Raw genomic sequence first — 22,489 nt, forward strand, 5'->3', positions numbered from 1 at the left:
CTGACCCGAGAAAAAGCGTAAAGCGAAGGGGCTGTGGATAGGTGGATAGCTCGCCTGACGGCGACCTTCCCACCTATCCACAGCCCCACCAAAAGCTAAATCTTTTTTGATTTCCGATTCAAGGTAAAAACCGATCGCTCAGACTCAAACCTCGATTGGAATCTACTCCCGGCCCCCCCGCGTGTGACGTTCCACCCGGGCTTACACTTTATGCAGTTCTCTGGTTCATGCGGGCGTGTCGCGCGGATTCGGTGTGGCTTTCCTGGTCACCCGATCTTCCCTCAGAATTCCGTCTTGATATCCCGGTTCAACAGGGCATCGACCGCCTCGGCGGCGGGCAGGCCTTCAAACAGCATCTGGCAGACTTTGCGGGTGATCGGCATATCGACGTCGAGCTCGCTGGCGAGGGCGGCGACTTCGGGCGCGGTGGAAACGCCTTCGGCGACGTGGCCGAGTTCGGCCAGGATGGTGTCGAGCGTCTGGCCGCGCGCCAGTCGCAGGCCGACCTGGCGGTTGCGCGAGAGATCGCCGGTGGTGGTGAGAATGAGGTCGCCGAGGCCGGACAATCCCATGAAGGTTTCGAAGTGTCCGCCGAGTTCGACGCCGAGGCGGGTCATTTCGGCCAGCCCTCTTGTGATGAGCGCGGCGCGGGCGTTGTGGCCGAGCTTAAGGCCGTCGCAGATGCCGGCGGCAATGGCCATGACGTTCTTCAGCGCGCCGCCGAGCTCGACGCCGATCACGTCGTCGTGCGCGTAAATGCGCAGGCGCTGGACGGATAGCGCCTCGGCGAGGCGCTGCGCCAGTCCGCTGTCGTGCGAGGCGAGGGTGAGTGCGGTGGGATAGCCCTGCGCGACTTCCTGGGCAAAGCTGGGGCCGGACAGCACGCCGGTTTGGGTGTGCTCGGGCAGCAGTTCGGCAATGAGTTGATGCGGCAGTTTGCGGCTGCCATGCTCGAAGCCCTTGCACACCCAGATCAGCGGCGGCAGGTGGGGGCGGGCGGCCAGCGCAGCCAGGGTGGGGCGCAGGCCGCTGCTGGGAACGGCGATGACGATGAGGTCGGCCGAGTCGACAACGGCGTTGAAATCCGGGTTGAACTGCAGGGCGTCGGGCAGCAGGCAGTCGGGCAGGTAGCGGGTGTTGACGCGGCTCGCGCGCATGGCGTCGAGTTCGACCGCGTTGCGCCCCCACAGGGTGACCGCATGGTGGGGCGCCCAGCTGGCGGCCAGTGCGGTGCCCCAGGCGCCGGCGCCGAGTACAGCTAATCTCATCGTCCCCAGACCTCGTGTGCAGGCAGCCAGCCGGCGAGGCCGTCGGCATGCCTCACCGGCAACCAGCCGTAGGGGTCCGCTGCGCCGGCAAGCTCGAGCAGGAGGCCGCGTTCGGCATGGAACACGACCTCGGCATCGGCGCGCGGCTGTTGCCGGATGACGCTGGCATCGGCCTTGACCATGACGGTTTTTGCGCCGCCGAGGGCGGATTTCTCGATCCAGGCCAGTCGGCCGCCAGGGTCGCGCACCTTGACCCAGACATCGGTGTCGACGACGACTTCAAGCGGCAGGCCGCTGCCCGCGATGGCGACCTTGCTGGCCGCGGTCGAGGGCGCGTCGTACAGCGGGGCGGCGCGTCCGGTGCTGCGATATTCCAGCGCCCAGGCGGGGTGCGCCAGCGTGAGCAGCAGGCCGGCCGCGAGGCATAAACTGATCGGGTGCAGGTGCTTTTTCAATGAATGCCTCTGCCTCAATGCGTTTGCTCGGGTGCGGCCGGTTGCTGCTGCGCCTGCTGTTGTTGCAGGAACAGCGCTTCGAAGTTGACCGGGTTCAGCAACAGCGGCGGGAAGCCGGCGCGGATCACCACGTCGGACACCGCCTCGCGCAGATACGGGAAAACAATGTTGGGACAGCCGATGCCGAGCACCATTGGAATCTGATCCTGTGGCACGTTCTGGATGCGGAAGACGCCAGCCTGGGTGCATTCGACCAGGAACATGGTCTTGTCGCCGATTTTGGCGGTGACGGTGACGGTGATGCTGGTGTGGTACATGTCATCGCCGAGCGCGCGGCTTTCGGTCGACATGTTGACGTCGATCTGCGGCGCCTCGCGTTCCAGGTAAATGGCGGGGGCGTTAGGCACTTCCAGCGACAGATCCTTGACGTAGAGTTTTTCGATATTGAATACGGGTTGTTGCGCGTCGGTCATGATGGCTCTCTGAATAGGGAAATTGGAGCCTGCGCTCCGGGTAGGGTTCGTATTTTACACAGGGCTTATTGAATCCCTTGTGACGCCAGCCAGCGTTTCAGCGCATGGGCTTCCATCGCGCCCGAGCTGCGTGCCGCTTCAGCGCCGTTTTTGAACAGAATCAGGCTGGGAATGCCCTTGATGTGGTGGCGCATCGACACCTGCGGATGTGCTTCGGTGTCGACCTTGGCAAAACGCACGCGCGTGCCCATTTCGGCGGCCACCTGCTGGAAAATCGGCGCCATCATCTTGCAGGGGCCGCACCAGTCGGCCCAGAAATCGATCAGCACCGGCAGGCCGGCCTTGGCAATAAAGCGATCGAAGCTGTCCGCGGTGAGATCAACCGGTTTGCCGGGCAGCAGCGGCATGCCGCATTGGCCACATTTGGGCGCTTCGGCCAGGCGGTCGTCCGGCACGCGGTTGATGGCGAGGCAGTGGGGGCAGGCGAGTTCCATTTGGCTTCCTTGAGGCGAATGATCCTCGAGTCAAGGTGGAGGCGTATGCCGGAAAATCAAGCGCGGGCGAGCAGCGGCACCAGTTCGCCTGCGGCATCCAGTGCTGAGGTGTCGTCGAAACCGCCGACGTGGGCGTCGCCGATGAACACCTGCGGCACGCTGCGGCGCCCACCGGAGCGTGCGATCATTTCGTCCTGCTTCGCCGGGTCGAGGTCGATGCGGATTTTTTCGATTTCGGTCACGCCGCGGCTTTTGAGCAGGCGCTCGGCAGCGACGCAATAGGGGCATACGGCGGTGCAATACATTACAACTTTGGCCATGAAAGCCTCCTTATTTCTGGGTGACGGGCAGGTTGGCGCGTTCCCACGCGATGATGCCGCCCGCCTGGTTGTAGACGGTCTCGAATCCGGCCTTTTTCAGCATGCCGCAGGCGCGCGCCGAGCGCTGGCCACTGCGGCAGGTGACCAGGATCGGCTTGGTCTTGAATTTTTCGAGCTCCTTGATGCGGCCGGCCAGTTGGCCAAGCGGAATGTGCTTCGCCTTGGGGATATGGCCGGCAGCAAACTCCTTGTCCTCGCGCACATCGAGCACCAGTGCGTCGTCGTTGTACAGCCGGGTGGCTTTCAAGGTGTCGGCCTGCTCCACGCCGGAGAGTTTGCCGCCGATAAAAGACCAGGCCAGCATGGCGCCAGAAACCACCGCCAGCGCCACCAGCATCCAGTTGTCCTGCAGGAATTGCATCTCCATGAATGTTCTCGCTTACAGGCCGCAGCCCGGCTTGACGCCCGCTTTTTTCAGCATGATGTCCATCGGGCAGAAACGGGTGAAGCCGGACTGGAACAGGTTGAAGCCGACGAAGGCGGCGAACCACAGCCAGGAGATCTGGGTCATGTCGACCGTGCCGGAAAAATGCGCCAGCGCCAGCGACAGCATAATGAAGGAACCGGCAATGATGCGGACGAGGCGTTCAACGGTCATGGGTAAGACTCCTGTTTTATTGAGAAGAAAATTTGCGGTAATTGGCCGCGTAATACAGCACCGGAATCACCACCAGCGTGAGCAGGGTGGAGACAAAAATGCCAAAAATCAAGGATACCGCGAGACCGGAGAAAATCGGGTCGTCGAGGATGAAGAAGGCCCCCATCATGGCGGCGGCGCCGGTCAGCACGATCGGCTTGGCGCGGGTGGCGCCGGCCTGGATGACCGCTTCCTGGAAGTCCATGCCCTCAGCGACCTGCTGGTTGATGAAGTCGACCAGCAGGATGGAGTTGCGCACGATGATGCCGGCCAGTGCGATCATGCCGATCATCGAGGTGGCGGTGAACTGGACGCCGAGCAGGGCGTGGCCCGGCATCACGCCGATGACGGTGAGCGGAATCGGCGCCATGATGATGAGCGGCGTGAGATAGCTCTTGAACTGCGCCACCACCAGGATGTAGATCAGCATCAGTCCGAAGGCGTAGGCCAGGCCCATGTCGCGGAAGGTCTCGTAGGTCACCTGCCATTCGCCGTCCCACTTCAGGCTGAAGCCGGCATAGGGGTCGGCGGGCTGACGGATGAAATATTCGGACAGCGTGCCGCCCTGTTCAAGCGCCATGTCCTTCAAGTCGCCGCGCATGCCGAACAGGCCGTACAGCGGCGAATCCAGCACGCCGCCGGTGTCGCCGAGCACGAACACCACGGGCAGCAGGTTCTTGTGATAGATGGTCTTTTCGCGCTCGCTTGGCATCACTTCCACCAGTTCGGACAGCGGCACCAGATTGCCGTTGTTGCCGCGCACGGTGAGCTTTAGCAGTTCGCCGATTTCGCTCTGGCGCTCCGGCGGCAGGGTGATGCGCACCGGGATTTCGTACTTGGCGCCGCTGCCGTGGATGGGGGTGACGTTTTCACCCGCCAGCCCCATCTTCATCGCCGCGACGATATCCTTTTGTGCCACCCCCGCCAGAGCCGCCTTGTTCTGCAGCACGCGCAGCACGAAGCGCTGGGCATCGTCCTCCACGGTGTCGTCGATGGCGACAATGCCATCGGTCTTCTCGAACACCGCACGCACCTGCTTGGCGACCTGCATCTGCGCGTCGTAGTCGGGGCCGTAGATTTCGGCAACGATGGGCGACATCACCGGCGGCCCGGGCGGTACTTCAACCACCTTGACGTCGGCGCCGTGCTTCTTCGCGATGGCTTCGACGGCAGGGCGGATCGCCTGCGCGATGTCGTGGCTCTTGCGGTCGCGCTCGCTCTTGTCGACCAGATTCACCTGCAGGTCGCCGACCTCGGGGCCGGCGCGCAGGTAATACTGTCGCACCAGGCCGTTGAAGTTGATCGGCGCCGCGGTGCCGGCATAGGCCTGATAGTCGGTGACCTCGGGAGCAGCGGCGACGGCCGCCCCCATCTCGCTCAATACCTGGGCGGTCTTTTCCAGCGGCGTGCCGACCGGCAGGTCGACGATGATCTGGAATTCCGACTTGTTGTCGAACGGCAGCATTTTCAGGATGACCAGCTGCACCACCGGCAGCGCGACCGAAATGAGGATGGCCAGGCCAATCCCCAGCCACAGCATGCGGCGCGCGCCGCGTCCCTCGGTGCCGCGCAGGAAGGGCGCGAGGCGCTTGCGGAACAGGGTGGTGAGCTTGTTGTCGCCTGCTTCGTGGGCGCCGTGCGGTGCCTGCTTGATGAGCCTGAGGGCCAGCCAGGGCGTGATGATGAAGGCGATCGCCAGCGAAATCAGCATGCCGATTGAGGCGTTGATCGGGATCGGGCTCATGTACGGCCCCATCAGGCCGGAGACGAAGGCCATCGGCAAGAGCGCGGCGATCACGGTGAAGGTGGCGAGGATGGTCGGGCCGCCTACCTCGTCGACCGCGCGCGGAATGATGGCCTCGAGGCCATCATGGTCAAGCCCCATGCGGCGGTGAATGTTTTCCACCACCACGATGGCGTCGTCAACCAGGATGCCGATCGAGAAAATGAGCGCGAACAGCGACACCCGGTTAAGCGTGAAGCCCCACGCCCACGAGGCAAACAGCGTGGCCGCCAGCGTCAGCAGCACTGCCGCGCCGACGATCAGCGCCTCGCGGCGGCCAATGGCGAACAGCACCAGCAGCACCACCGAGCCGGTGGCGAAAATCAATTTCTGGATCAGCTTCTTTGCCTTGTCGTCGGCGGTGGCGCCGTAGTTGCGGGTGACGCTGACCTCGACCCCCTCGGGCAGGATGCTGCCATGCAGCGAGTTCACTCGTTCGATCACCTTTTCGGCAACGTCGACCGCGTTTTCGCCTGCTTTTTTGGAGATGGCCAGTGTCACCGCCGGGAAGGTCTGGCCCTGGTCGGCCTGGTGCGGGCTGCCCGCGCCCGGGGCGTGCCAAACGTAACGCGTCGGCTGGTCGGGGCCGGAAACGACGCTGGTCACATCCGTCATGTAGACCGGGCGACCCTGCGTAACGCCGACCACCAGTTGTTTGACGTCGTCGGCGCCGGTGAGAAAGGTACCGGTCTGCACCAGGATTTCCTGGTTGCCCGACACCAGCGTGCCGGACGGCTGCGCCGCGTTGGATACCTGCAGCGCGTCGCGGATGTCCTGCGCCGACACATTGAATGCCGCCATGCGGTCGGGGTCCATCAGCACCCGCACCGCGCGGCCGGGACCGCCGAGGGTGGTGACTTCGCGCGTGCCGGCGATGCGTTTCAGCTCGATTTCCGCAGCGTGCGCCACCTGCTCCAGCTCGTAGGCACCGCGCGTCTCGTCGCGCGTCCACAGGGTAACGGTGACGATCGGCACGTCGTCGATGCCGAGCGGCTTGATGATAGGTTCGCCGACGCCGAGCTCGGGCGACACCCAGTCGCGGTTGGCCTGGATGGTGTCGTACAGTCGCACCAGCGCCTGGGTGCGGTCCTGCCCCACCAGGTATTGCACGGTCAGCACCGCCATGCCCGGCTTGGAGACGGAGTAGATGTGCTCGATGCCGGCGATCTGCGACAGCACCTGTTCGGCCGGGGTGGCGACCAGCGCTTCCACGTCCCGCGCCGAGGCGCCGGGGAAGGGGATGAACACGTTGGCCATGGTCACGTTGATCTGCGGTTCTTCCTCGCGCGGCGTGACCAGAATGGCGAACAGGCCCAGCAGCGCCGCGATCAGTGCGATCAGCGGGGTCAGCTGGGACGTGAGGAAGAAGCGGGCGGTGCGTCCGGAGAGTCCCATGCGCGTCTCCGTTTATTTCGCGGGCTGGTTGGCGGTGCTTTTGGCGTAAATCCCCGCCTTGACCGGATCGAGTGCAATGACATCGCCCGGATTCAGGCCGGCCAACACCTCCACCTGGCCGCGTCCGTTCGGCGTGCCCAGGCGGATCTGCCGCAGGTTCACCCTGTCATCCTTGACCACGTACACCGCGGAGAGCTCGGTGCGATGCACCACCGCGGTCGACGGGATGGTGAGCTTGCGCGCGCTGCCCACCGAGAAATGCGCGCGGGCGAACATGCCGGGGATGACGCCTTCCAGGCTGGCCGGCAGATCGATCCTCACCTTGACCGTATGGGTGGCCGCATCCGCCGACGGCAGCACGGTGACGCCGGTGGCGTCGATCCACTTGTTGAGCGAGGGTATCTCGACTGCAACGCGCGGTGATGCCTTGATTTCCGCCAGCTTGTACTGCGGGATGTCGGCAATCACCCGCATGTCTTTGGGGTCGAATCCGGTCATCAGTGGGGTGCCGGGCGCGACCGTTTCGCCCACTTCCACGTGGCGGGCGGCGACCACCCCCGAATACGGCGCGGTGATCACGGTGTAGCTGCTCACCGCTGCGGTCTGTCCAACGCCAGCGCGTGCCGCGCGTGCTGCCGCCTCGGCGGCGCGGAACTCGGCGGTGGCGCGGTCGAGTGCGGCCTGGCTGATGAATTTCTGCTGAAACAGCTGCTGCTGGCGCTGGTAGTTGGCGCGGGCATTGGCCAGCGCGGCATCGGCCTGCGCCACCTGCGCCTGGCTGCCCGCCACGGCGGCCGACAGTTCCTGTGCGGAAAGCCGAACGATGACCGAACCGGCCTTGACGTAATCGCCGGCGTCAAAATTGACCGCCGACACGCGTCCGGCCACCTGCGCCGCGATGGTGGATTGCTTGACGGCCTCGACCGTGGCTTCCGTGGAGTGGCCGGTGTCGACCATCTGGTACGTCACCGGCGCAACCGCAAAGGGCAGGGCTGCCCAGGCGGACGGGGAAGCAAGAATGAGGCAGGCCAGCAAACGGGTGGGGTTCAGCACAGGAGCTCCTCCAGGAAAGCATCCATTAGACTATTCTAATTTATGATTTTAATCAAGCGCTTGGGTGGTGATTCTGAGGCGAATTGCACCGGCGTTGCTGCTTCAAGTATGCACCATAAACAAAGGCCCGGCACGCTTGCGCGTAGCCGGGCCGGGCGCTGCCAATGGAACGCTTACTTGCTGAAGCCGCAGAACACGTCGCGCATCATGCTCAGCAGTTTGAGCGTGCGGGTGTCGCCGACGCGGTAGAACACGCGGTTGGCGACCTTGCGGGTGCGCAGCACGCCCTTGTCGCGCAGGATGGCGAGGTGCTGCGAAATGTTGCTCTGCGAGGTGCCGACGTGGTCGACGATTTCCTGCACGCTGATTTCCTTGTCGCCCAGCACGCAGAGAATTTTCAGGCGCAGCGGATGCGACATGGCCTTCATCGCACGCGAGGCCTGCTCAATGTGCTCATCCTTGTCCATGAGATCCACTTCGCCCCAGTCAGTTGCCATATTCATAACCTCGGTCCTGTTCGTGAAGTACCTTCATGCAGTCAGCTTCCGGGTGGAAGCATCATCCGCGCGAGGCATTTTTCGGGCAATATTGCACGTTGCGTATAGATTAGAAATCACGCATATATTAAAATGATTCCACAAAAACGAGTCAGGTTATATAAATATTTTTCATGAAGACCTTGCCGGTTCTCCTCATCATCCTTGACGGTTTTGGTTGCCGTGCGGAACGCGCCGACAATGCAATCGCCCAGGCCAGCAAGCCCAACTGGGATCGGTTGTGGAAACACCATCCGCACACGCTCATCCACGCATCGGAATCCGAAGTGGGCCTGCCCAAGGGGCAAATGGGCAACTCCGAGGTGGGGCACTTGAATATCGGCGCGGGGCGGGTGGTGTACCAGGAATTCACCCGCATCGACCGGGCCATCGAGTCCGGCTATTTCTTCACCAATCCGGCCCTGCTGAATGCCGTGCATCTGGCGCGCGACAACGGCAAGACCCTGCACGTGCTGGGTCTGCTGTCGGATGGCGGAGTGCATAGCCACGAATTGCACTTCCACGCCCTGCTTGATCTAGCGGTGCGCGAGGGCCTCAACAAGGTGTGTCTGCACGTGTTTCTGGATGGCCGCGACACACCGCCGAAAAGTGCCGAGGTCTATTTGCGGCGCCTCAACGAAAAAATCGAACAGACCGGCATCGGCCATGTCGCGTCGATGATCGGCCGCTACTACGCGATGGACCGTGACCGCCGCTGGCAGCGGGTCAAATCTGCCTACGACCTGCTGACCCAGGGGCGCGCCGAATACATGGCAGACAACCCGCAGGCCGGGCTGGAGGCTGCCTACGCGCGCGGCGAGACCGACGAATTCGTCAAGGCCACGGCTATCCGTCCGCCGGACGGCAAGCCGGTGAAAATGGAAGACGGTGATTCGGTGATCTTCCTCAACTTCCGCTCCGACCGTGCGCGCCAGTTGTCGCGGCCGTTCATCGAGCGCGATTTCGGGGAATTCGAACGTGAAGTCACGCCGCGCCTGGCCACCTACTGCACGCTGACTGGCTACAGCGATGACTTTGCCGTTTCAGTGGCATTTCCGCCCGAGCGCATCAAGAACGGCATCGGCGAATACATCGCCAAACTTGGCTTGCGCCAACTGCGCATCGCCGAAACCGAGAAATATCCGCACGTCACCTTCTTTTTCAACGGTGGCGAAGAAGTCTCTTTTCCCGGTGAAGACCGCGTGCTGGTGCCGTCGCCCGACGTCGCAACCTACGACCTGAAACCCGAAATGAGTGCCTTCGAGGTGACCGAAAAATTGATCACTGCGATTAACAGCAAGCAATACGACGTCATCATCTGCAATTACGCCAACCCGGATATGGTCGGGCACACCGGCGACCTGCAGGCGGCCATCAAGGCGATCGAAACGGTGGACACCTGCCTCGGCCGGGTGGTGGAAGCCCAACTGGCGCGCGGCGGCGAAGTGCTGGTGACCGCCGACCACGGCAACGCCGAATTGATGCGCGACACCGCAACCGGTCAGGCGCATACCGCGCACACCCTGAACCTGGTCCCGTTGATCTACGTGGGACAGCGCTCGGCCACGCTGGCGGAAACCGGTGCACTCGAAGACATCAGCCCGACCCTGCTGAAAATGATGGGCTTGTCGCCCCCTCCCGAAATGACCGGTGAAGCCCTCGTGCAATTTGAGTAAATCGGGTGCAAGTTCGGGTAAGCTCATCAGGGTGAACTTCAGACCATTTCTCATCCTGCTGGCATTGATCTGGCCGCTGTGCGCCAGCGCCAACCAAGCCGATCGCAAGCAATCCGAACTCGATGCCCTCAAGCAGCGTCTGCAAACCCTGCAACAGGAATTTCGCAACACGCAGGCGAACCGTCAGGAAGCGGCCGATGAACTGAGACAATCCGAGCGCTCGATCAGCAGTGCGGTGCGCCAGTTGCGCCAGCTGGATGACGAACGCCAGCGTGCCCAGACTGATTTGCAGGCGCTGGCGCAACAGGCTGACGCGACCGAGGTACGCATCCGCGCGCAGCAGGCCCACCTTGCCCAGGCGCTCAAGGCCGCCTACCAGCGCGGGCAGGGCGATGCGCTCAAACTCATTCTCAACGGTGCAGACCCCAACCAGGCCGCGCGCGATCTGCGTTATCTGACGCACCTGTCGCGTGCCCAGCATGAGACGATCGAGGCCCTGCGAGCCGACCTGGCGCAACTGGCCGCGCTGCAACAGCAAACCGAACAAAAATCGGCCGAGCTGACCCGGTTGCAGATGGACCGCGAAGCCGAGCAAAAGAAATTGCTGGCCGACAAGCGCGCCCGCGAGCAAGTTCTGCAAAAATTGTCGGTGCAAATCCAGAAGCAGCAGCGCGAAATTTCCAACCTCAAGCGCGACGAGCGCAGCCTGACTCAACTGGTGGAGCGCCTCAACCGGCTGATGGCGCAACAGGCGGCACGTGAAGCGGCGCGCGCACGTGCCGCACAACGGGCGCAAAAAAGCCAAAAGACCGAGAAGAGCGCGGCCAGCCAGCCGCGCCGCGGCCTGGGCGTCAACACCGAAACACCGGTGGCGTTTCGCTCCGACAAGCCATTTTCAGGTTTGAAAGGTTCACTGCGGCTGCCCGTCGCCGGGGAACTGATGAACCGCTTTGGTGCTCAGAGAGAAGGCGGCGGCGTGAGTTGGAAAGGCCTGTTCATTCGTGCGGCTGAGGGCACGGTGGTGAAGGCGATCGCTGCCGGGCAGGTGGTGTTTTCCGAGTGGCTGCGCGGCTTTGGCAACCTGATTATTGTCGACCACGGTGAGGGATATATGAGCCTGTACAGCAATAATGAAAGTCTGTATAAACAGGTGGGCGAACGCGTTCAGCCCGGCGACCCCATTGCCACGGTCGGCAACAGCGGCGGCCAGCCCGACGCCGGCCTGTATTTTGAAATGCGGCATCAAAGCCGTCCTGTTAATCCCCTCCTGTGGGTGAAGTGAGATGAAACAAAAGGCGAAATTCATACTCGTCGGTCTGGCCGGCTTGCTGGCCGGTGCAGCACTGACGGTCAACCTGTCGGCGATCGCCGACAAGGAAGCGGCGACCGCGCTGCCGGTCGCGGAGCTGCGCGCCTTTACCGATGTGTTTGCCCGCATCAAGAACGATTACGTCGAGCCGGTCGAAGACAAGAAACTTATCACCGAGGCGATCACTGGCATGCTGACCGGGCTCGATCCGCACTCTGCGTATCTGGATGCCGAAGGGTTCAAGGATCTGCAGGTCGGCACCCAGGGCGAGTTCGGCGGCCTCGGCATCGAGGTCGGTATGGAAGACGGCTTCGTCAAGGTCGTCTCGCCGATTGAGGATACGCCTGCCTTCAAGGCCGGGGTCAAGCCTGGCGACCTGATCATCAAGCTCGACGATACGCCGGTGAAGGGCATGACGCTGAACGATGCGGTGAAGCGGATGCGTGGCAAGCCGGGAACGAGCATCAAGCTCACCATCGCGCGCAAGGGCGTGGCCCAACCCATCGTGCTGACCCTGACTCGTGCGGTCATCAAGATTCGCAGCGTCAAGTCCACGCTGGTCGACCCCGGCTATGGTTACGTGCGCGTGACGCAGTTTCAGGAACACACCGGCGAACTGCTGGCCGAAGCATTGAACCAGCTTTACAAGGACAACAAGGCGCCACTCAAGGGGCTGATTCTGGACCTGCGCAACGATCCGGGCGGCCTGTTGAATGGTGCGGTCGCGGTAACCGCCGCGTTCGTCAAGCCCGACAGTCTGGTGGTGTATACCGAAGGCCGCACCGAGGACGCCAAGATGCGGCTGACCGCTAGCCGGGAACATTATCTGCGTCCGATGCAGGCCGATTACCTGAAAAACCTGCCGGAGGGCGTGAAGAGCGTGCCGATGGTGGTGCTGGTCAACATGGGATCGGCTTCGGCGTCCGAAATCGTGGCGGGTGCGCTGCAGGATCACAAGCGCGCGATCGTCATGGGCACCCGCACCTTCGGCAAGGGGTCGGTGCAGACCATCCTGCCGATCGGCAATGGCACGGCGATCAAGCTCACCACCGCGCGCTACTTTACGCCGAACGGACGTTCTATCCAGGCCAAGGGCATCGAGCCCGACATCGTGGTGGAAGACCCGGCGATGCCGGAATCGGAGAATGGTTTCGGCCTCCGCGAGGCCGATCTCGACAGGCACCTGGTCAATCCTGTAGGCGCCGAGCCTGTCCCGACGGACAAGCCGGGGGATGCCAGCAAGACGCCGCCGGCGGACAAGCCAGGCAAGAATGGCGAGGACAAAAAGCCGGTAGCGCTGGAGCCGGGCGAAATCGTCTCGAAGAACGATTTCCAGATGAATCAGGCGCTGAACCTGCTGAAAGGCCTGCAGATTATGCAGGGTCGCTGATCAAAGCTGCTGTGGCTGCAATGCGGCCACAGCATAAAGCGCAGCGCTATACTGAGCAGATATTTTGACTGGTGTGCCATGCGCCCGTGTGACCTCGAAAAAATCCGCGAAATCGTTTTCCATGACTTGCCGGCTGGGCAGGCGGAACGCGCGCTGATTTTGCTCGAAGGACTGGATGGGCTGGTGGTGACGGTCGGGTCACAAGGCAACTGCCTGTTGGTGCGTTACCACATCTGTGAATACACCCTGGAAGGCCTGGAAATGGCGCTGACGAGCCAGGGCTTCCATCTCGACAATAGCCTGCTCAGCAAACTCAGACGCGCGCTGGCCTACTTTAGCGAGAGCGTGCAGCGGCGCAACGTTGCGGCCGGAGAACCGGACATCAAATCCCAGCAGGCCTTCATCAATGTCTACGAGCGCCATTTGCATGGTGACCGCGACGACACGCCGGAAGAGTGGCGCGGCTATAAATAACGACCTGCTTGCCCCATGGAACTGACCGACGACCTGCTGCTGCGCTACAGCCGGCACATTCTGTTGCCGGAAATCGGCGTAGTCGGGCAGGCACGCATCTGCGATGCAGCGGTGCTGATTGTCGGTGCTGGTGGGCTGGGCTGCCCGGTGGCGCTGTATCTGGGCGCGGCGGGGGTCGGGCGGCTGGTGCTGGCGGACGGCGACACGGTCGATCTCACCAATTTGCAGCGCCAGATTGGCCATGCCACGGCGGCGATCGGCGAGAACAAGGCCGCTTCACTGGCGCGCAGCGTGCGCGCCATCAACCCGGAAATCGACGTGCAACCGATCGGCCAGGCGCTGGCGAATACCGCCTTGCATGTCGCCGTCGCGGCAGTCGATCTGGTGGTCGACGCATCGGACAATTTCGCCACCCGGCATGCCGTCAACCGCGCCTGCGTGGCATTGGGCAAGCCGCTGGTGTCGGGCGCTGCGATCGGATTTTCCGGGCAGCTGGCCGTCTTTGATTCGCGCCTTGGCAGCAGTCCCTGCTATCACTGCCTGTTTCCTGACCACGCGGATGAGCCCGAGTTGCGTTGCGCCGAGGCGGGCGTGTTTTCGCCGCTGGTTGGCGTCATTGGCGCGATGCAGGCGTTGGAAGCGCTGAAATGTCTGGCCCAGGCGGGCGCGCCCCTGATCGGCCGGCTGCTGCTGTGGGACGGCCTGCAGGCCGACGCCCGCGTGATGAAGGTGCCGCGCGATCCGGCCTGCCCGGTGTGCGGGCCGGCCACCGTTCAGGCGGGCTGAACGCCCAGCAGACGTGACAGCAGCAATTCGATGTCGCCGCCTGGGGGGCGGGCAAACCCGCTCTTGGCAAACTGGTGCCAGCGCCCCACCACCACGCATTGCAACAGGTTGGCCAGCGGTGCACTGAGCTCGGACTGCCTGTCCCCGCAAAAGCGCAGGCATTGCCGCAACTGTGCCTCGATGCGGTCGTGCAGTTGATTGATGCGTTTTTGCAGACGCTCGTTTTCGTGCACCAGCGCGTCGCCGATCAGCACCCGCGTCATTCCCGGATTCTTTTCTGCAAAGCTCAGCAGCATGCCGAGAATGGCCTCGATCTGGGCGGCTGGCGACGGCGTGTCGGCCGTGATGCGCGCGATCAGCCCGAGCAGCGTCTGTTCGATGAATTCGATCAGGCCTTCATACATCTGCGCCTTGCTGGAAAAATGGCGATACAGCGCTGCTTCCGACACGCCGACGCGTGCCGCCAGTGCCGCTGTGGTGATTTTTTCCGGTTTCGGTTCCTGCAGCATCGCAGCCAGCGTTTGCAGGATCTGCAAACGGCGTTCGCCGGGTTTCCTGGCTTCCCCTTCCATCAGTCACTCCCCTTGTTTTTATGGGTGATGATTATCGCTGATGCTGGGTTAAATGGTGGGTCTGGAAGGACTTGAACCTTCGACCAAGGGATTATGAGTCCCCTGCTCTAACCAGCTGAGCTACAGACCCGAAAATGGAATGCCCCGCGGTGAGCGGGGCAGGGCGCTTACTGTTCGCCGCTGCCGACGAAGCTTTTCAGCTTTTCGGAACGGGTCGGATGGCGCAGCTTGCGCAGGGCCTTGGCCTCGATCTGGCGAATCCGCTCGCGCGTGACGTCGAACTGCTTGCCGACTTCTTCCAGCGTGTGGTCGGTGTTCATTTCGATACCAAAGCGCATCCGCAGCACCTTGGCTTCGCGCGAGGTCAGGCTGTCCAGTACTTCGCGGGTGGCGTCGCGCAGGTTGGCGTAGACCGCGTAATCGTCGGGCGAAAGCGTGCTGGAATCCTCGATGAAGTCGCCCAGGTGGGAGTCCTCGTCGTCGCCGATCGGCGTTTCCATGGAAATCGGTTCCTTGGCGATTTTCATGATCTTGCGGATCTTGTCTTCCGGCATTTCCATCTTCAGCGCCAGCGTCGCCGGATCGGGCTCGATGCCGGTTTCCTGCAGGATCTGGCGGCTGATGCGGTTCATCTTGTTGATGGTTTCGATCATGTGCACCGGGATGCGGATGGTGCGCGCCTGGTCGGCGATCGAGCGGGTGATCGCCTGGCGAATCCACCAGGTGGCGTAGGTCGAAAACTTGTAGCCGCGGCGGTATTCGAATTTTTCAACCGCCTTCATCAGGCCGATGTTGCCTTCCTGGATCAGGTCGAGGAACTGCAGGCCGCGGTTGGTGTATTTCTTGGCGATCGAGATCACCAGGCGCAGGTTGGCTTCGATCATCTCGCGCTTGGCACGGCGTGCCTTGGCTTCGCCGGTGGACATCTGCTTGTTGACGTCCTTCAGGCTCTTGATCGGCAGGCCGATGCGGTCCTGCATCGCGATGAGCGCTTCCTGGTGCGACTTGACCTCGTACTGCACCTTGGCAAGCGTCGAGCAATACGCCTTCTTGGCGGCGATTTCCTTGTCCACCCAGGCCAGGTTGGTTTCGTTGCCGGGGAAGGTCTTGATGAAGTGTGGGCGCGGCATGCCCGAGCGGGTGACGCAGAACGCCATGATCTTGCGTTCGTGCGAGCGCACTTCTTCCACCGCATTGCGGATCTGTTCGCACAGGCGGTCGACCTGGCGCACCGAGAAGCGGAATGCCATCAGCAATTCGGTGACTTCGGCCTGGGCCTTCATGTGCTGCGGACTGCCGAGGCCGTATTTGGCGTGGGCGGTTTGCGCCTTCTTGTAGGCCTTGCGGATGAATTCGAACTGCGTCAGCGCGTTGGCTTTGAGTTGCGCCAGGTTGGCCGCGGCTTGCTTGGCGCTGGCTTCTTCGTCGTCTTCGTCGTCGTCGCTGTCGTTAGTGTCGTCAGTGTCGTCGGCATCATCGCCTGACGTGTCTTCCTCGGCGGCGGGCGCTGCGGCTTCCACTTCAACAAAGCCGTCGATCAGCTCGTCGATGCGCATCTCGTCTTTTTCGATCAGTGCCGCCATGTCCAGAATCTGCTGGATGGTGAGCGGGCAGGACGAAATGGCCTGCACCATATGGCGCAGACCTTCCTCGATGCGCTTGGCGATCTCGATTTCGCCCTCGCGGGTGAGCAGGTCGACCGAGCCCATTTCGCGCATGTACATGCGCACCGGGTCGGTGGTGCGGCCGAATTCGGAGTCGACCGTGGTCAGCGCCTGCTCGGCTTCGGCCACCACGTCTTCGTCGGCGACGGCAGGGGCGGCGCCCTGCATCAGCAGGGTTTCGGCATCCGGTGCCTCGTCGTAGACCTGGATGCCCATGTCGTTGATCATGCCGATCACGCCTTCGATCTGGTCGGCGTCAAGCACCTCGTCGGGCAGGTGGTCGTTGATCTCGGCGTAGGTCAGGAAGCCACGCTCCTTGCCCAGGATGATGAGGTTTTTAAGCTGGGTGCGACGCGCCTCGGCTTCCACCGGCGTCAGCTCCTTCAGGGGGAGCAGCGCTTCAGCTTTTTTGGCGCCACCGCCTGGTTTTCTTCCACGTACAGCCACAGCATTTCTCCGCTCAGGTTCTGACGCGTGCAAACCACGCGGACAGAAAAAAATCGTTCAAAAACCGGCAATTATACCGTAAACCGGGGGGTTGTCTTGGCGTTTATGACAAGCTAGGACCGTGCCAGTTCAGTCAGTTCCTGGCGTTCGCTGGCACTCAGGCTGTTTAGCGGCCGCGCGGCCAGTTCCTGCCAGCGGCGGCGCTGCCAGTCGTCACGCAGCTGTTTGACCGCGCCGTCGAATTCCGCGTTCCAGTCCCAGCTATCGTCTTTGTCGAGCAAATCCGTCATCAGTTCATCGACCAGAGGTTCCAGCGCGCTCCCTTTGGCAGTTTCGATGAGCGTCTGCGGCTTGAGCGGACCAATATCGCACAACCAGGCCATCAGTTCGCCCATGCGGCTGCTCAGCGGGTCGTTCGCGTCCAGCCAGCAGGGATCGACTTCGGCGGCGCGCTGCGGGTTCATCAGCAGCGTGCGGGCCAGGCTGCGCACACGCGAGGGTGCCGGGCGGCGCTGCGGCCGCGGCGCCGTCCGGCGCGTGGCGCTGGGCCTGATCCCCATGAGGCCGAGCTCGTCGGCTTGCAGGTTAGCGAGCTCGGCGATCTGCCGCTGGATCAGGCGGGCCAGCAACGGCGCGGCGATTTTTTCCAGCAGCGGCTTCGCGTCCTTGATCAGCGCGGCACGGCCTTCCTGGCTGTCGAGCTTGCGGCCGCGTGACAGTTCGCGCACCAGAAAGGCCGAGAGCGGCAGCGTGTCGGCGTCTAGCAGATGCAGAAAGGCAGCCTGACCGTGGTTGCGGATGTAGCTGTCGGGATCTTCGCCTTCAGGCAGGAACAGGAAGCTGACATCCTTGCCGTCCTGCAGGGATTCCAGCGTGTTTTCGAGTGCGCGCCAGGCCGCCTTGCGTCCTGCCTTGTCGCCATCGAAGGCGTAGATCAGATGGTCGGTGTGGCGCAGCAGGGTGCGCGCATGGACCGGCGTGGTGGCAGTGCCCAGCGCCGCCACGGCAAATTCCACCCCATGCTGCGCCAGCGCGACCACGTCCATGTAGCCTTCGACCACGATCGCGCGTCCGGCCGCCTTGATCGCCGCGCGCGCTTCGAACAAGCCGTATAGCTCAGCGCCTTTGTGGAATAGCGGGGTTTCCGGCGAATTGAGGTATTTGGGTTCGCCCTGGTCGAGCACCCGACCGCCGAAGCCGACGATCTGGCCCTTGATGTTCCTGATGGGGAACATGATGCGGTCGCGGAAGCGGTCGTAGCGTCGATTGTCGCCGTCGATGACCAAACCTGACGCTGCGAGGGCCTTCGCTGTGTAATCGGTGAAAACCTGCTTCAGTGGCGACCACCCCTCCGGCGCATAACCGATGCCGTAGCGGGCGGCGATGACGCCGGTCAATCCGCGTTGTTTCAGATAGTCGATCGCGCGCGGGGTCTGCTTCAATTGTTTTTTATAGAACTGCGCGGCCTGTTCCAGCGCGTCCCATAGCGCGGGCGGGGGCTTGGGGCGGTCGGGCTCGCCGGATTCGGGGACCGGCAGGCCGACATCTTGCGCCAGTGCGCCGACTGCGTCGGGAAATCCCATGTGCTCGTATTCCATCAGGAAGCCGAGCGCGGTGCCGTGCGCGCCGCAGCCGAAGCAGTGGTAGAACTGCTTGGTCGGGCTGACCGTAAAGGAGGGGGTTTTTTCGCTGTGGAAGGGACAGCAGGCCTGGTAGTTCTGCCCGGCTTTCTTTAGCGGCACGCGGCGGTCGATGACGTCGACGATGTCGACGCGGGCGAGCAGGGTGTCGATGAAATCGCGCGGGATCATGGTTGCCGCATGATAAACCCGGGCGGGTTGATCGGGCAGTGGGGGTGAATCAGCCCGCCAGGCGGGCTTTGATCAGCGAGGACACCTGGCCCATGTCGGCGCGGCCGGCTAGGCGAGGTTTCAGCAGGCTCATGACCTTGCCCATGTCCTTTGCGCTTGCGGCGCCGGATTCGGCAATCGCCGCTGCGACCGCGGCTTCGACTTCGGCAATGGAAAGCTGTTCGGGCAGATAGGCCTGCAAGACGGCCAGTTCGGCCTGTTCCGCTGCCACCAGGTCATCCCGGCCGGCAGCCTGAAACTGGCTGATCGAATCGCGGCGCTGCTTGATGAGTTTTTCGACGATGCTGCTGACCGCAGCGTCGTCCAGCTCGATGCGTTCGTCGATTTCCTTCTGCCTGATCGCCGCCAGCAGCAGGCGAATCGTTCCGAGGCGCACTGTTTCCCAGGCGCGTTGCGCCTCATCAGGATTAGCGCGGCCGCGCATGGCCGCCTTCATGTCGTCAGTGATGCGTGCCTTGAGCGACATGCGTTGACGCAGAATCAATACATCTTGGGGGGGAGTTGCTGGCCGCGCAGGCGCTTGCTCTGGCGCTTGACTGCCGCGGCGAGCTTGCGCTTGCGCTCGGCGGTGGGCTTCTCGTAGAACGTGCGGGCGCGCAGTTCGGTCAGGAGGCCGACTTTTTCGATGGAACGCTTGAAGCGGCGCAAGGCGACATCAAACGGCTCGTTTTCTTTGACTTTGACGTGGGGCATGTGTTTGAAGAGGGCTTCCGGGAAAGCTTCCTGTGAACTGGAAAAACGAGAATGATAGCAAGCCCGCACGATTTTTTCCAGCGCAATCCTGTTTCAGGTTCGGTCGGTCTCTGAAAAAAGGGAAGGGCAACAGGTTGGCTGGGTTCGTCGCAATGTCCCTGCAGAGAAAAATAAAATATAAAATCTCAATGGATTCATCGCGGTGCTGGCTTTTTCGCCGCTGTTCTGTGCGTTCTCCGTGTCCGGGCCTGCGACTGGCTCGGTTCCAAAAAGGAAGAGGCGCTGTTGCGCGAGGGCTACACCTGCCGCAGTTTGCATGACGAGGGTGGCTCGATCGGCGCCCTCCGGTTCTGGTTCGCCGCACTTCATTCATTCCTGCAAGCACGCGTCGGGCAGGCGGCTTACCGAATATAATGTCGTCGGCCCGATATCATCGGGTTGTCTTATCCCCTATTGACGTGAAATCGCCATGCCTGAAACCAACCATGAATTGCAAAACGAGGTCGCCGGGCTCATCGTTTCCACCCTGAACCTCGACGTCAGCCCGGAAGAGATCCAGCCCGATGCCTCCCTTTACGGCGAGGGGCTCGGGCTCGACTCCATCGACATACTGGAAGTGGCCCTGGTGGTTTCCAAGCGTTTCGGTTTCCAGTTGCGCGCCGATAACGCGGACAACGTCAGCATCTTCAGTTCCCTCGCCAGCCTGACCCGGCATATCGCTGCCAACCGGGAAAAATGAGTTTGAGCCTGTTACGCGCGGTCCGCTGGATCGTCATCGCCGCCGGGGCCATCGCGTATCCCGTGTTGGCGCATTACAGCGCAGCCACCTCGGCGGCCACCACCTTCCCCTCCCTGGGGGTGGCCGTCTCCCTGGCGCCTTCCTTGGCCATCCTGCTCTGGCTGACCTGGCGTTCGCCCACGCGGTGGGTCATGTTACTCCTGTGTGCTGTGGTGGGCGGGTTGCTGTGGGGGTTCTGGGGCGTGCTGGAACGTAATTTCAGCTGGGTCTATTTCCTTCAGCACGCCGGCACCTATGCCATGCTGGCCGCCGTGTTCGGCGTCACCCTGGGACGCGGGCGACAAGCCTTGTGCACCCGGTTTGCCGAAATGGTCCACGGTAGCCTGGCGGCGGACGAGATCCGTTATTCGCGCCAGGTCACGCTGGCGTGGACGCTGTTTCTTCTGGCGATCAGCTTGGTTTCCAGCGTGCTGTTCTTCTTTGCCGGCATCGAAGTCTGGTCGATTTTCGCCAACTTCCTCTCCTTCCCGCTGATTCTGCTGATGTTTGTCGTCGAATACGGGATTCGCCTGCGCAAGCTGCCGCACCAGAAAAAACACAGCATCATGGACGGCGTGCTGGCCTACTGGAAGACACCGGCTGTGCGCCCGGGCGCTTCTTCCGATCCCCGCTAGGCTGCCTGCTTGACGGCCCTCTCCACCCTGCCGCTCATCGCCCATCGCCACCTCGATGCCGTCGTGGCCTGGCGCGGCAGCACGCCGGTCAGCGTCAGGCAGTTTCTGGGCGAGGTCGAGTACGTCGCCGGCCAGTTGCCGCCGGGGCGGCATGTGCTCAACCTGTGCGGCGACCGCTACCGTTTCACGGTTGCCCTGGCGGCCTGCATCGTCAGCGGCCGGGTCAGCCTACTGCCCTCCACTCACACCCCGGAAATGGTCCGGCAGATGCAGCGCATCGCGCCGGATGTCTTTTGCATTGCCGATCAGGGCGCGGACGTTGACCTGCCCACCTTCCGCTATCCCGAATCGATGCCGCCGCCCGCGGTCACCCCGGCCATTCCCGACATCGACTGCGCGCAGGTCATAGCCCAGGTCTTCACCTCCGGCTCCACCGGCGTGCCGGTGCCCCATGTCAAGCGCTGGGGCAGCCTGGTGCGCAACGTGCGGGCGGAGGCGCAGCGCCTGGGCATCGGTGTGGGCCATGCCATCCTCGGCACCGTCCCGCCGCAACACATGTACGGCCTGGAATCCACCGTCCTGATGCCGCTGCAAAGCGGCGCCGCGCTGCATGCCGGTCGCCCCTTCTACCCGGCGGACATCTGCGCTGCCCTGGCGAGCCTGCCGCGCCCGCGCGTGCTGGTCACCACCCCCTACCACCTGCGCGCCCTGCTCACGGAGCAGGCCACGCTGCCGGCGGTCGACCAGCTTCTCTCAGCCACCGCCCCGCTGTCGCAGGACCTGGCCGAGGAAGCCGAAAACCGCTTCGGCACGCCGCTCCACGAGATTTACGGCTGCACCGAGACCGGGCAACTCGCCTCGCGGCGCACCACAGCCGGCCTCGAATGGCAAACCCTGTCAGACATCCGTCTGCGCCGCGAAGGGCAGACGCTGTGGGCCGAGGGCGGCCACATCGACCGCCCGACCTGCCTCGCCGATGTCATCGAACTTACCGGCGGCAGTCCGGTGTCGACCACTTTCCTGCTCCATGGTCGCCATGCCGACCAGGTCAACATCGCCGGCAAGCGCACTTCGCTTGCCTACCTCAACCATCAGTTGAACGCCATCCCCGGCGTGCAGGACGGCATCTTCCTGCTGCCCCAGGGGGACAGCCCGGACAGCATCCACCGCCTCACCGCCCTGGTGGTCGCCCCCGGGCTCATCCCGTCTGCCCTGACCCAGGCCCTGCGCGAACGCATCGACCCCGTCTTTCTGCCGCGTCCCCTGCTATTCGTCGATGCCCTGCCGCGCAACGCCACCGGCAAGCTCCCCAGCCAGATTACCCAGGACCTGCTGACCACCCTGCAGGCCCAGTCAGCGACCAGGGAGCCGGCATGAACGAACACGCCATGCCCTTGCCCATCGCCGCCGACCACCCGGCCTATGCCGGACACTTTCCCGGCCAGCCCATCCTTCCCGGGGTCGTGCTGCTCGACGCGGCGCTGCATGCCCTGGGGGCACGGCAGGGCATGCAGGCCATGCCGGGAATACTTGGGTCGGCGCAGCTCAAGTCGGCGAAATTCCATAGCCCGGCCCAGCCCGGCGAGGCCCTGATTCTGCACGCCACCGAGTTGCCGGCTGGCGGCCTCCGCTTCGATATCCGCTGTGGGGATCGCAGCGTGGCGAGCGGCAGCGTTTTTTTTTCTCAGGGGCCCCCGGCATGAGCGCGCCGGCACCAGGG

24 protein-coding genes and 1 tRNA gene are annotated in these 22,489 nt (G+C 63.1%); 9 read left to right on the forward strand and 16 right to left on the reverse strand.

Features of this window, described 5'->3' with window-relative positions:
• Nucleotides 1–281: 281 nt before the first annotated feature.
• The 10 genes from ABW22_RS03985 to ABW22_RS04030 form a co-directional block, all read right to left on the reverse strand.
• Nucleotides 282–1,268: an NAD(P)H-dependent glycerol-3-phosphate dehydrogenase gene (locus ABW22_RS03985; RefSeq protein WP_059752161.1), complete on the reverse strand. Its 987-nt coding sequence runs from the start codon at nt 1,266–1,268 to the stop codon at nt 282–284.
• Nucleotides 1,265–1,723, reverse strand: a complete 459-nt coding sequence (locus ABW22_RS03990) for an SH3 domain-containing protein (protein ID WP_059752163.1) — start codon at nt 1,721–1,723, stop codon at nt 1,265–1,267. The genes ABW22_RS03985 and ABW22_RS03990 overlap by 4 nt, the downstream gene beginning before the upstream one ends.
• Nucleotides 1,724–1,737: 14 nt before the next feature.
• A complete protein-coding gene (gene secB, locus ABW22_RS03995) occupies nt 1,738–2,196 on the reverse strand; it encodes a protein-export chaperone SecB (RefSeq protein WP_059752165.1) in 459 nt (152 codons plus the stop codon).
• Between the two features lie 65 nt (nt 2,197–2,261).
• Nucleotides 2,262–2,690: a thioredoxin TrxC gene (trxC, locus tag ABW22_RS04000; protein WP_059752167.1), complete on the reverse strand. Its 429-nt coding sequence runs from the start codon at nt 2,688–2,690 to the stop codon at nt 2,262–2,264.
• A gap of 56 nt (nt 2,691–2,746) precedes the next feature.
• On the reverse strand, nt 2,747–3,010 hold the full coding sequence (grxC, locus tag ABW22_RS04005) for a glutaredoxin 3 (RefSeq protein WP_059752169.1): 264 nt from the start codon (nt 3,008–3,010) through the stop codon (nt 2,747–2,749).
• Between the two features lie 10 nt (nt 3,011–3,020).
• Nucleotides 3,021–3,437, reverse strand: coding sequence for a rhodanese-like domain-containing protein (locus ABW22_RS04010; protein WP_082708508.1), 417 nt, complete (start codon nt 3,435–3,437; stop codon nt 3,021–3,023).
• 12 nt (nt 3,438–3,449) lie between these two features.
• Nucleotides 3,450–3,668 (reverse strand): YgaP family membrane protein, encoded by a 219-nt coding sequence (locus ABW22_RS04015; protein WP_059752171.1) that lies wholly within the window; start codon nt 3,666–3,668, stop codon nt 3,450–3,452.
• A gap of 16 nt (nt 3,669–3,684) precedes the next feature.
• Nucleotides 3,685–6,885 carry an efflux RND transporter permease subunit gene (locus ABW22_RS04020; RefSeq protein ID WP_059752173.1) on the reverse strand — a complete coding sequence of 1,067 codons (3,201 nt, stop codon included), beginning with the start codon at nt 6,883–6,885 and terminating at the stop codon, nt 3,685–3,687.
• A 12-nt stretch (nt 6,886–6,897) separates the two neighbouring features.
• Nucleotides 6,898–7,938 carry an efflux RND transporter periplasmic adaptor subunit gene (locus ABW22_RS04025; protein ID WP_059752175.1) on the reverse strand — a complete coding sequence of 347 codons (1,041 nt, stop codon included), beginning with the start codon at nt 7,936–7,938 and terminating at the stop codon, nt 6,898–6,900.
• 173 nt (nt 7,939–8,111) lie between these two features.
• Nucleotides 8,112–8,441: an ArsR/SmtB family transcription factor gene (locus tag ABW22_RS04030; protein WP_082708510.1), complete on the reverse strand. Its 330-nt coding sequence runs from the start codon at nt 8,439–8,441 to the stop codon at nt 8,112–8,114.
• Nucleotides 8,442–8,608: 167 nt separating this feature from the next.
• On the opposite strand from ABW22_RS04030, the gene gpmI reads away from it, so the two are divergent.
• The 5 genes from gpmI (at nt 8,609) to ABW22_RS04055 (ending at nt 14,109) form a co-directional block, all read left to right on the forward strand.
• Entirely contained in the window at nt 8,609–10,150 is a 1,542-nt protein-coding gene (gpmI, locus tag ABW22_RS04035) for a 2,3-bisphosphoglycerate-independent phosphoglycerate mutase (RefSeq protein ID WP_059752179.1), read from the forward strand.
• 31 nt (nt 10,151–10,181) lie between these two features.
• The gene (locus ABW22_RS04040; protein ID WP_059752180.1) at nt 10,182–11,432 is read left to right on the forward strand and encodes a murein hydrolase activator EnvC family protein; all 1,251 of its coding nucleotides are present in this window, start codon (nt 10,182–10,184) and stop codon (nt 11,430–11,432) included.
• A 1-nt stretch (nt 11,433) separates the two neighbouring features.
• Nucleotides 11,434–12,849 (forward strand): S41 family peptidase, encoded by a 1,416-nt coding sequence (locus ABW22_RS04045; protein ID WP_059752183.1) that lies wholly within the window; start codon nt 11,434–11,436, stop codon nt 12,847–12,849.
• A 78-nt stretch (nt 12,850–12,927) separates the two neighbouring features.
• Complete coding sequence (locus ABW22_RS04050; RefSeq protein WP_059752185.1) at nt 12,928–13,323, forward strand: hypothetical protein; 396 nt, start codon at nt 12,928–12,930, stop codon at nt 13,321–13,323.
• Nucleotides 13,324–13,338: 15 nt separating this feature from the next.
• Nucleotides 13,339–14,109, forward strand: coding sequence for a HesA/MoeB/ThiF family protein (locus ABW22_RS04055; RefSeq protein ID WP_059752186.1), 771 nt, complete (start codon nt 13,339–13,341; stop codon nt 14,107–14,109).
• On the opposite strand, the gene slmA is transcribed toward ABW22_RS04055, so the two are convergent.
• From slmA to rpsU, 6 genes are all read right to left on the reverse strand, one after another.
• Nucleotides 14,097–14,681, reverse strand: a complete 585-nt coding sequence (gene slmA, locus ABW22_RS04060; RefSeq protein ID WP_059752188.1) for a nucleoid occlusion factor SlmA — start codon at nt 14,679–14,681, stop codon at nt 14,097–14,099. The genes ABW22_RS04055 and slmA overlap by 13 nt on opposite strands.
• Nucleotides 14,682–14,734: 53 nt before the next feature.
• Nucleotides 14,735–14,811 (reverse strand) — tRNA-Ile (locus tag ABW22_RS04065).
• 37 nt (nt 14,812–14,848) lie between these two features.
• The gene (gene rpoD / locus ABW22_RS04070) at nt 14,849–16,741 is read right to left on the reverse strand and encodes an RNA polymerase sigma factor RpoD (protein ID WP_059752409.1); all 1,893 of its coding nucleotides are present in this window, start codon (nt 16,739–16,741) and stop codon (nt 14,849–14,851) included.
• A 164-nt stretch (nt 16,742–16,905) separates the two neighbouring features.
• Nucleotides 16,906–18,603, reverse strand: coding sequence for a DNA primase (gene dnaG / locus ABW22_RS04075; protein WP_059752190.1), 1,698 nt, complete (start codon nt 18,601–18,603; stop codon nt 16,906–16,908).
• Between the two features lie 49 nt (nt 18,604–18,652).
• Nucleotides 18,653–19,129 carry a GatB/YqeY domain-containing protein gene (locus ABW22_RS04080; RefSeq protein ID WP_059752192.1) on the reverse strand — a complete coding sequence of 159 codons (477 nt, stop codon included), beginning with the start codon at nt 19,127–19,129 and terminating at the stop codon, nt 18,653–18,655.
• Between the two features lie 14 nt (nt 19,130–19,143).
• Nucleotides 19,144–19,356, reverse strand: a complete 213-nt coding sequence (gene rpsU / locus ABW22_RS04085) for a 30S ribosomal protein S21 (RefSeq protein WP_059752194.1) — start codon at nt 19,354–19,356, stop codon at nt 19,144–19,146.
• A 469-nt stretch (nt 19,357–19,825) separates the two neighbouring features.
• Here rpsU and ABW22_RS04090 point away from each other — a divergent pair, with 469 nt between their 5' ends.
• From ABW22_RS04090 to ABW22_RS17705, 4 genes are read left to right on the forward strand one after another with little or no spacing between them, the layout of a single operon-like run.
• A complete protein-coding gene (locus ABW22_RS04090) occupies nt 19,826–20,095 on the forward strand; it encodes a phosphopantetheine-binding protein (RefSeq protein ID WP_059752196.1) in 270 nt (89 codons plus the stop codon).
• Between the two features lie 2 nt (nt 20,096–20,097).
• Complete coding sequence (locus ABW22_RS04095; protein WP_419184916.1) at nt 20,098–20,769, forward strand: hypothetical protein; 672 nt, start codon at nt 20,098–20,100, stop codon at nt 20,767–20,769.
• A gap of 9 nt (nt 20,770–20,778) precedes the next feature.
• Nucleotides 20,779–22,146: an AMP-binding protein gene (locus tag ABW22_RS04100; RefSeq protein WP_059752199.1), complete on the forward strand. Its 1,368-nt coding sequence runs from the start codon at nt 20,779–20,781 to the stop codon at nt 22,144–22,146.
• The gene (locus ABW22_RS17705; protein ID WP_059752201.1) at nt 22,143–22,472 is read left to right on the forward strand and encodes a 3-hydroxyacyl-ACP dehydratase FabZ family protein; all 330 of its coding nucleotides are present in this window, start codon (nt 22,143–22,145) and stop codon (nt 22,470–22,472) included. The genes ABW22_RS04100 and ABW22_RS17705 overlap by 4 nt, the downstream gene beginning before the upstream one ends.
• The last annotated feature ends 17 nt before the right edge of the window (nt 22,473–22,489 follow it).

The sequence above is a fragment of the Thiobacillus denitrificans genome, assembly GCF_001530125.1.
Taxonomy (GTDB): domain Bacteria; phylum Pseudomonadota; class Gammaproteobacteria; order Burkholderiales; family Thiobacillaceae; genus Thiobacillus; species Thiobacillus denitrificans_C.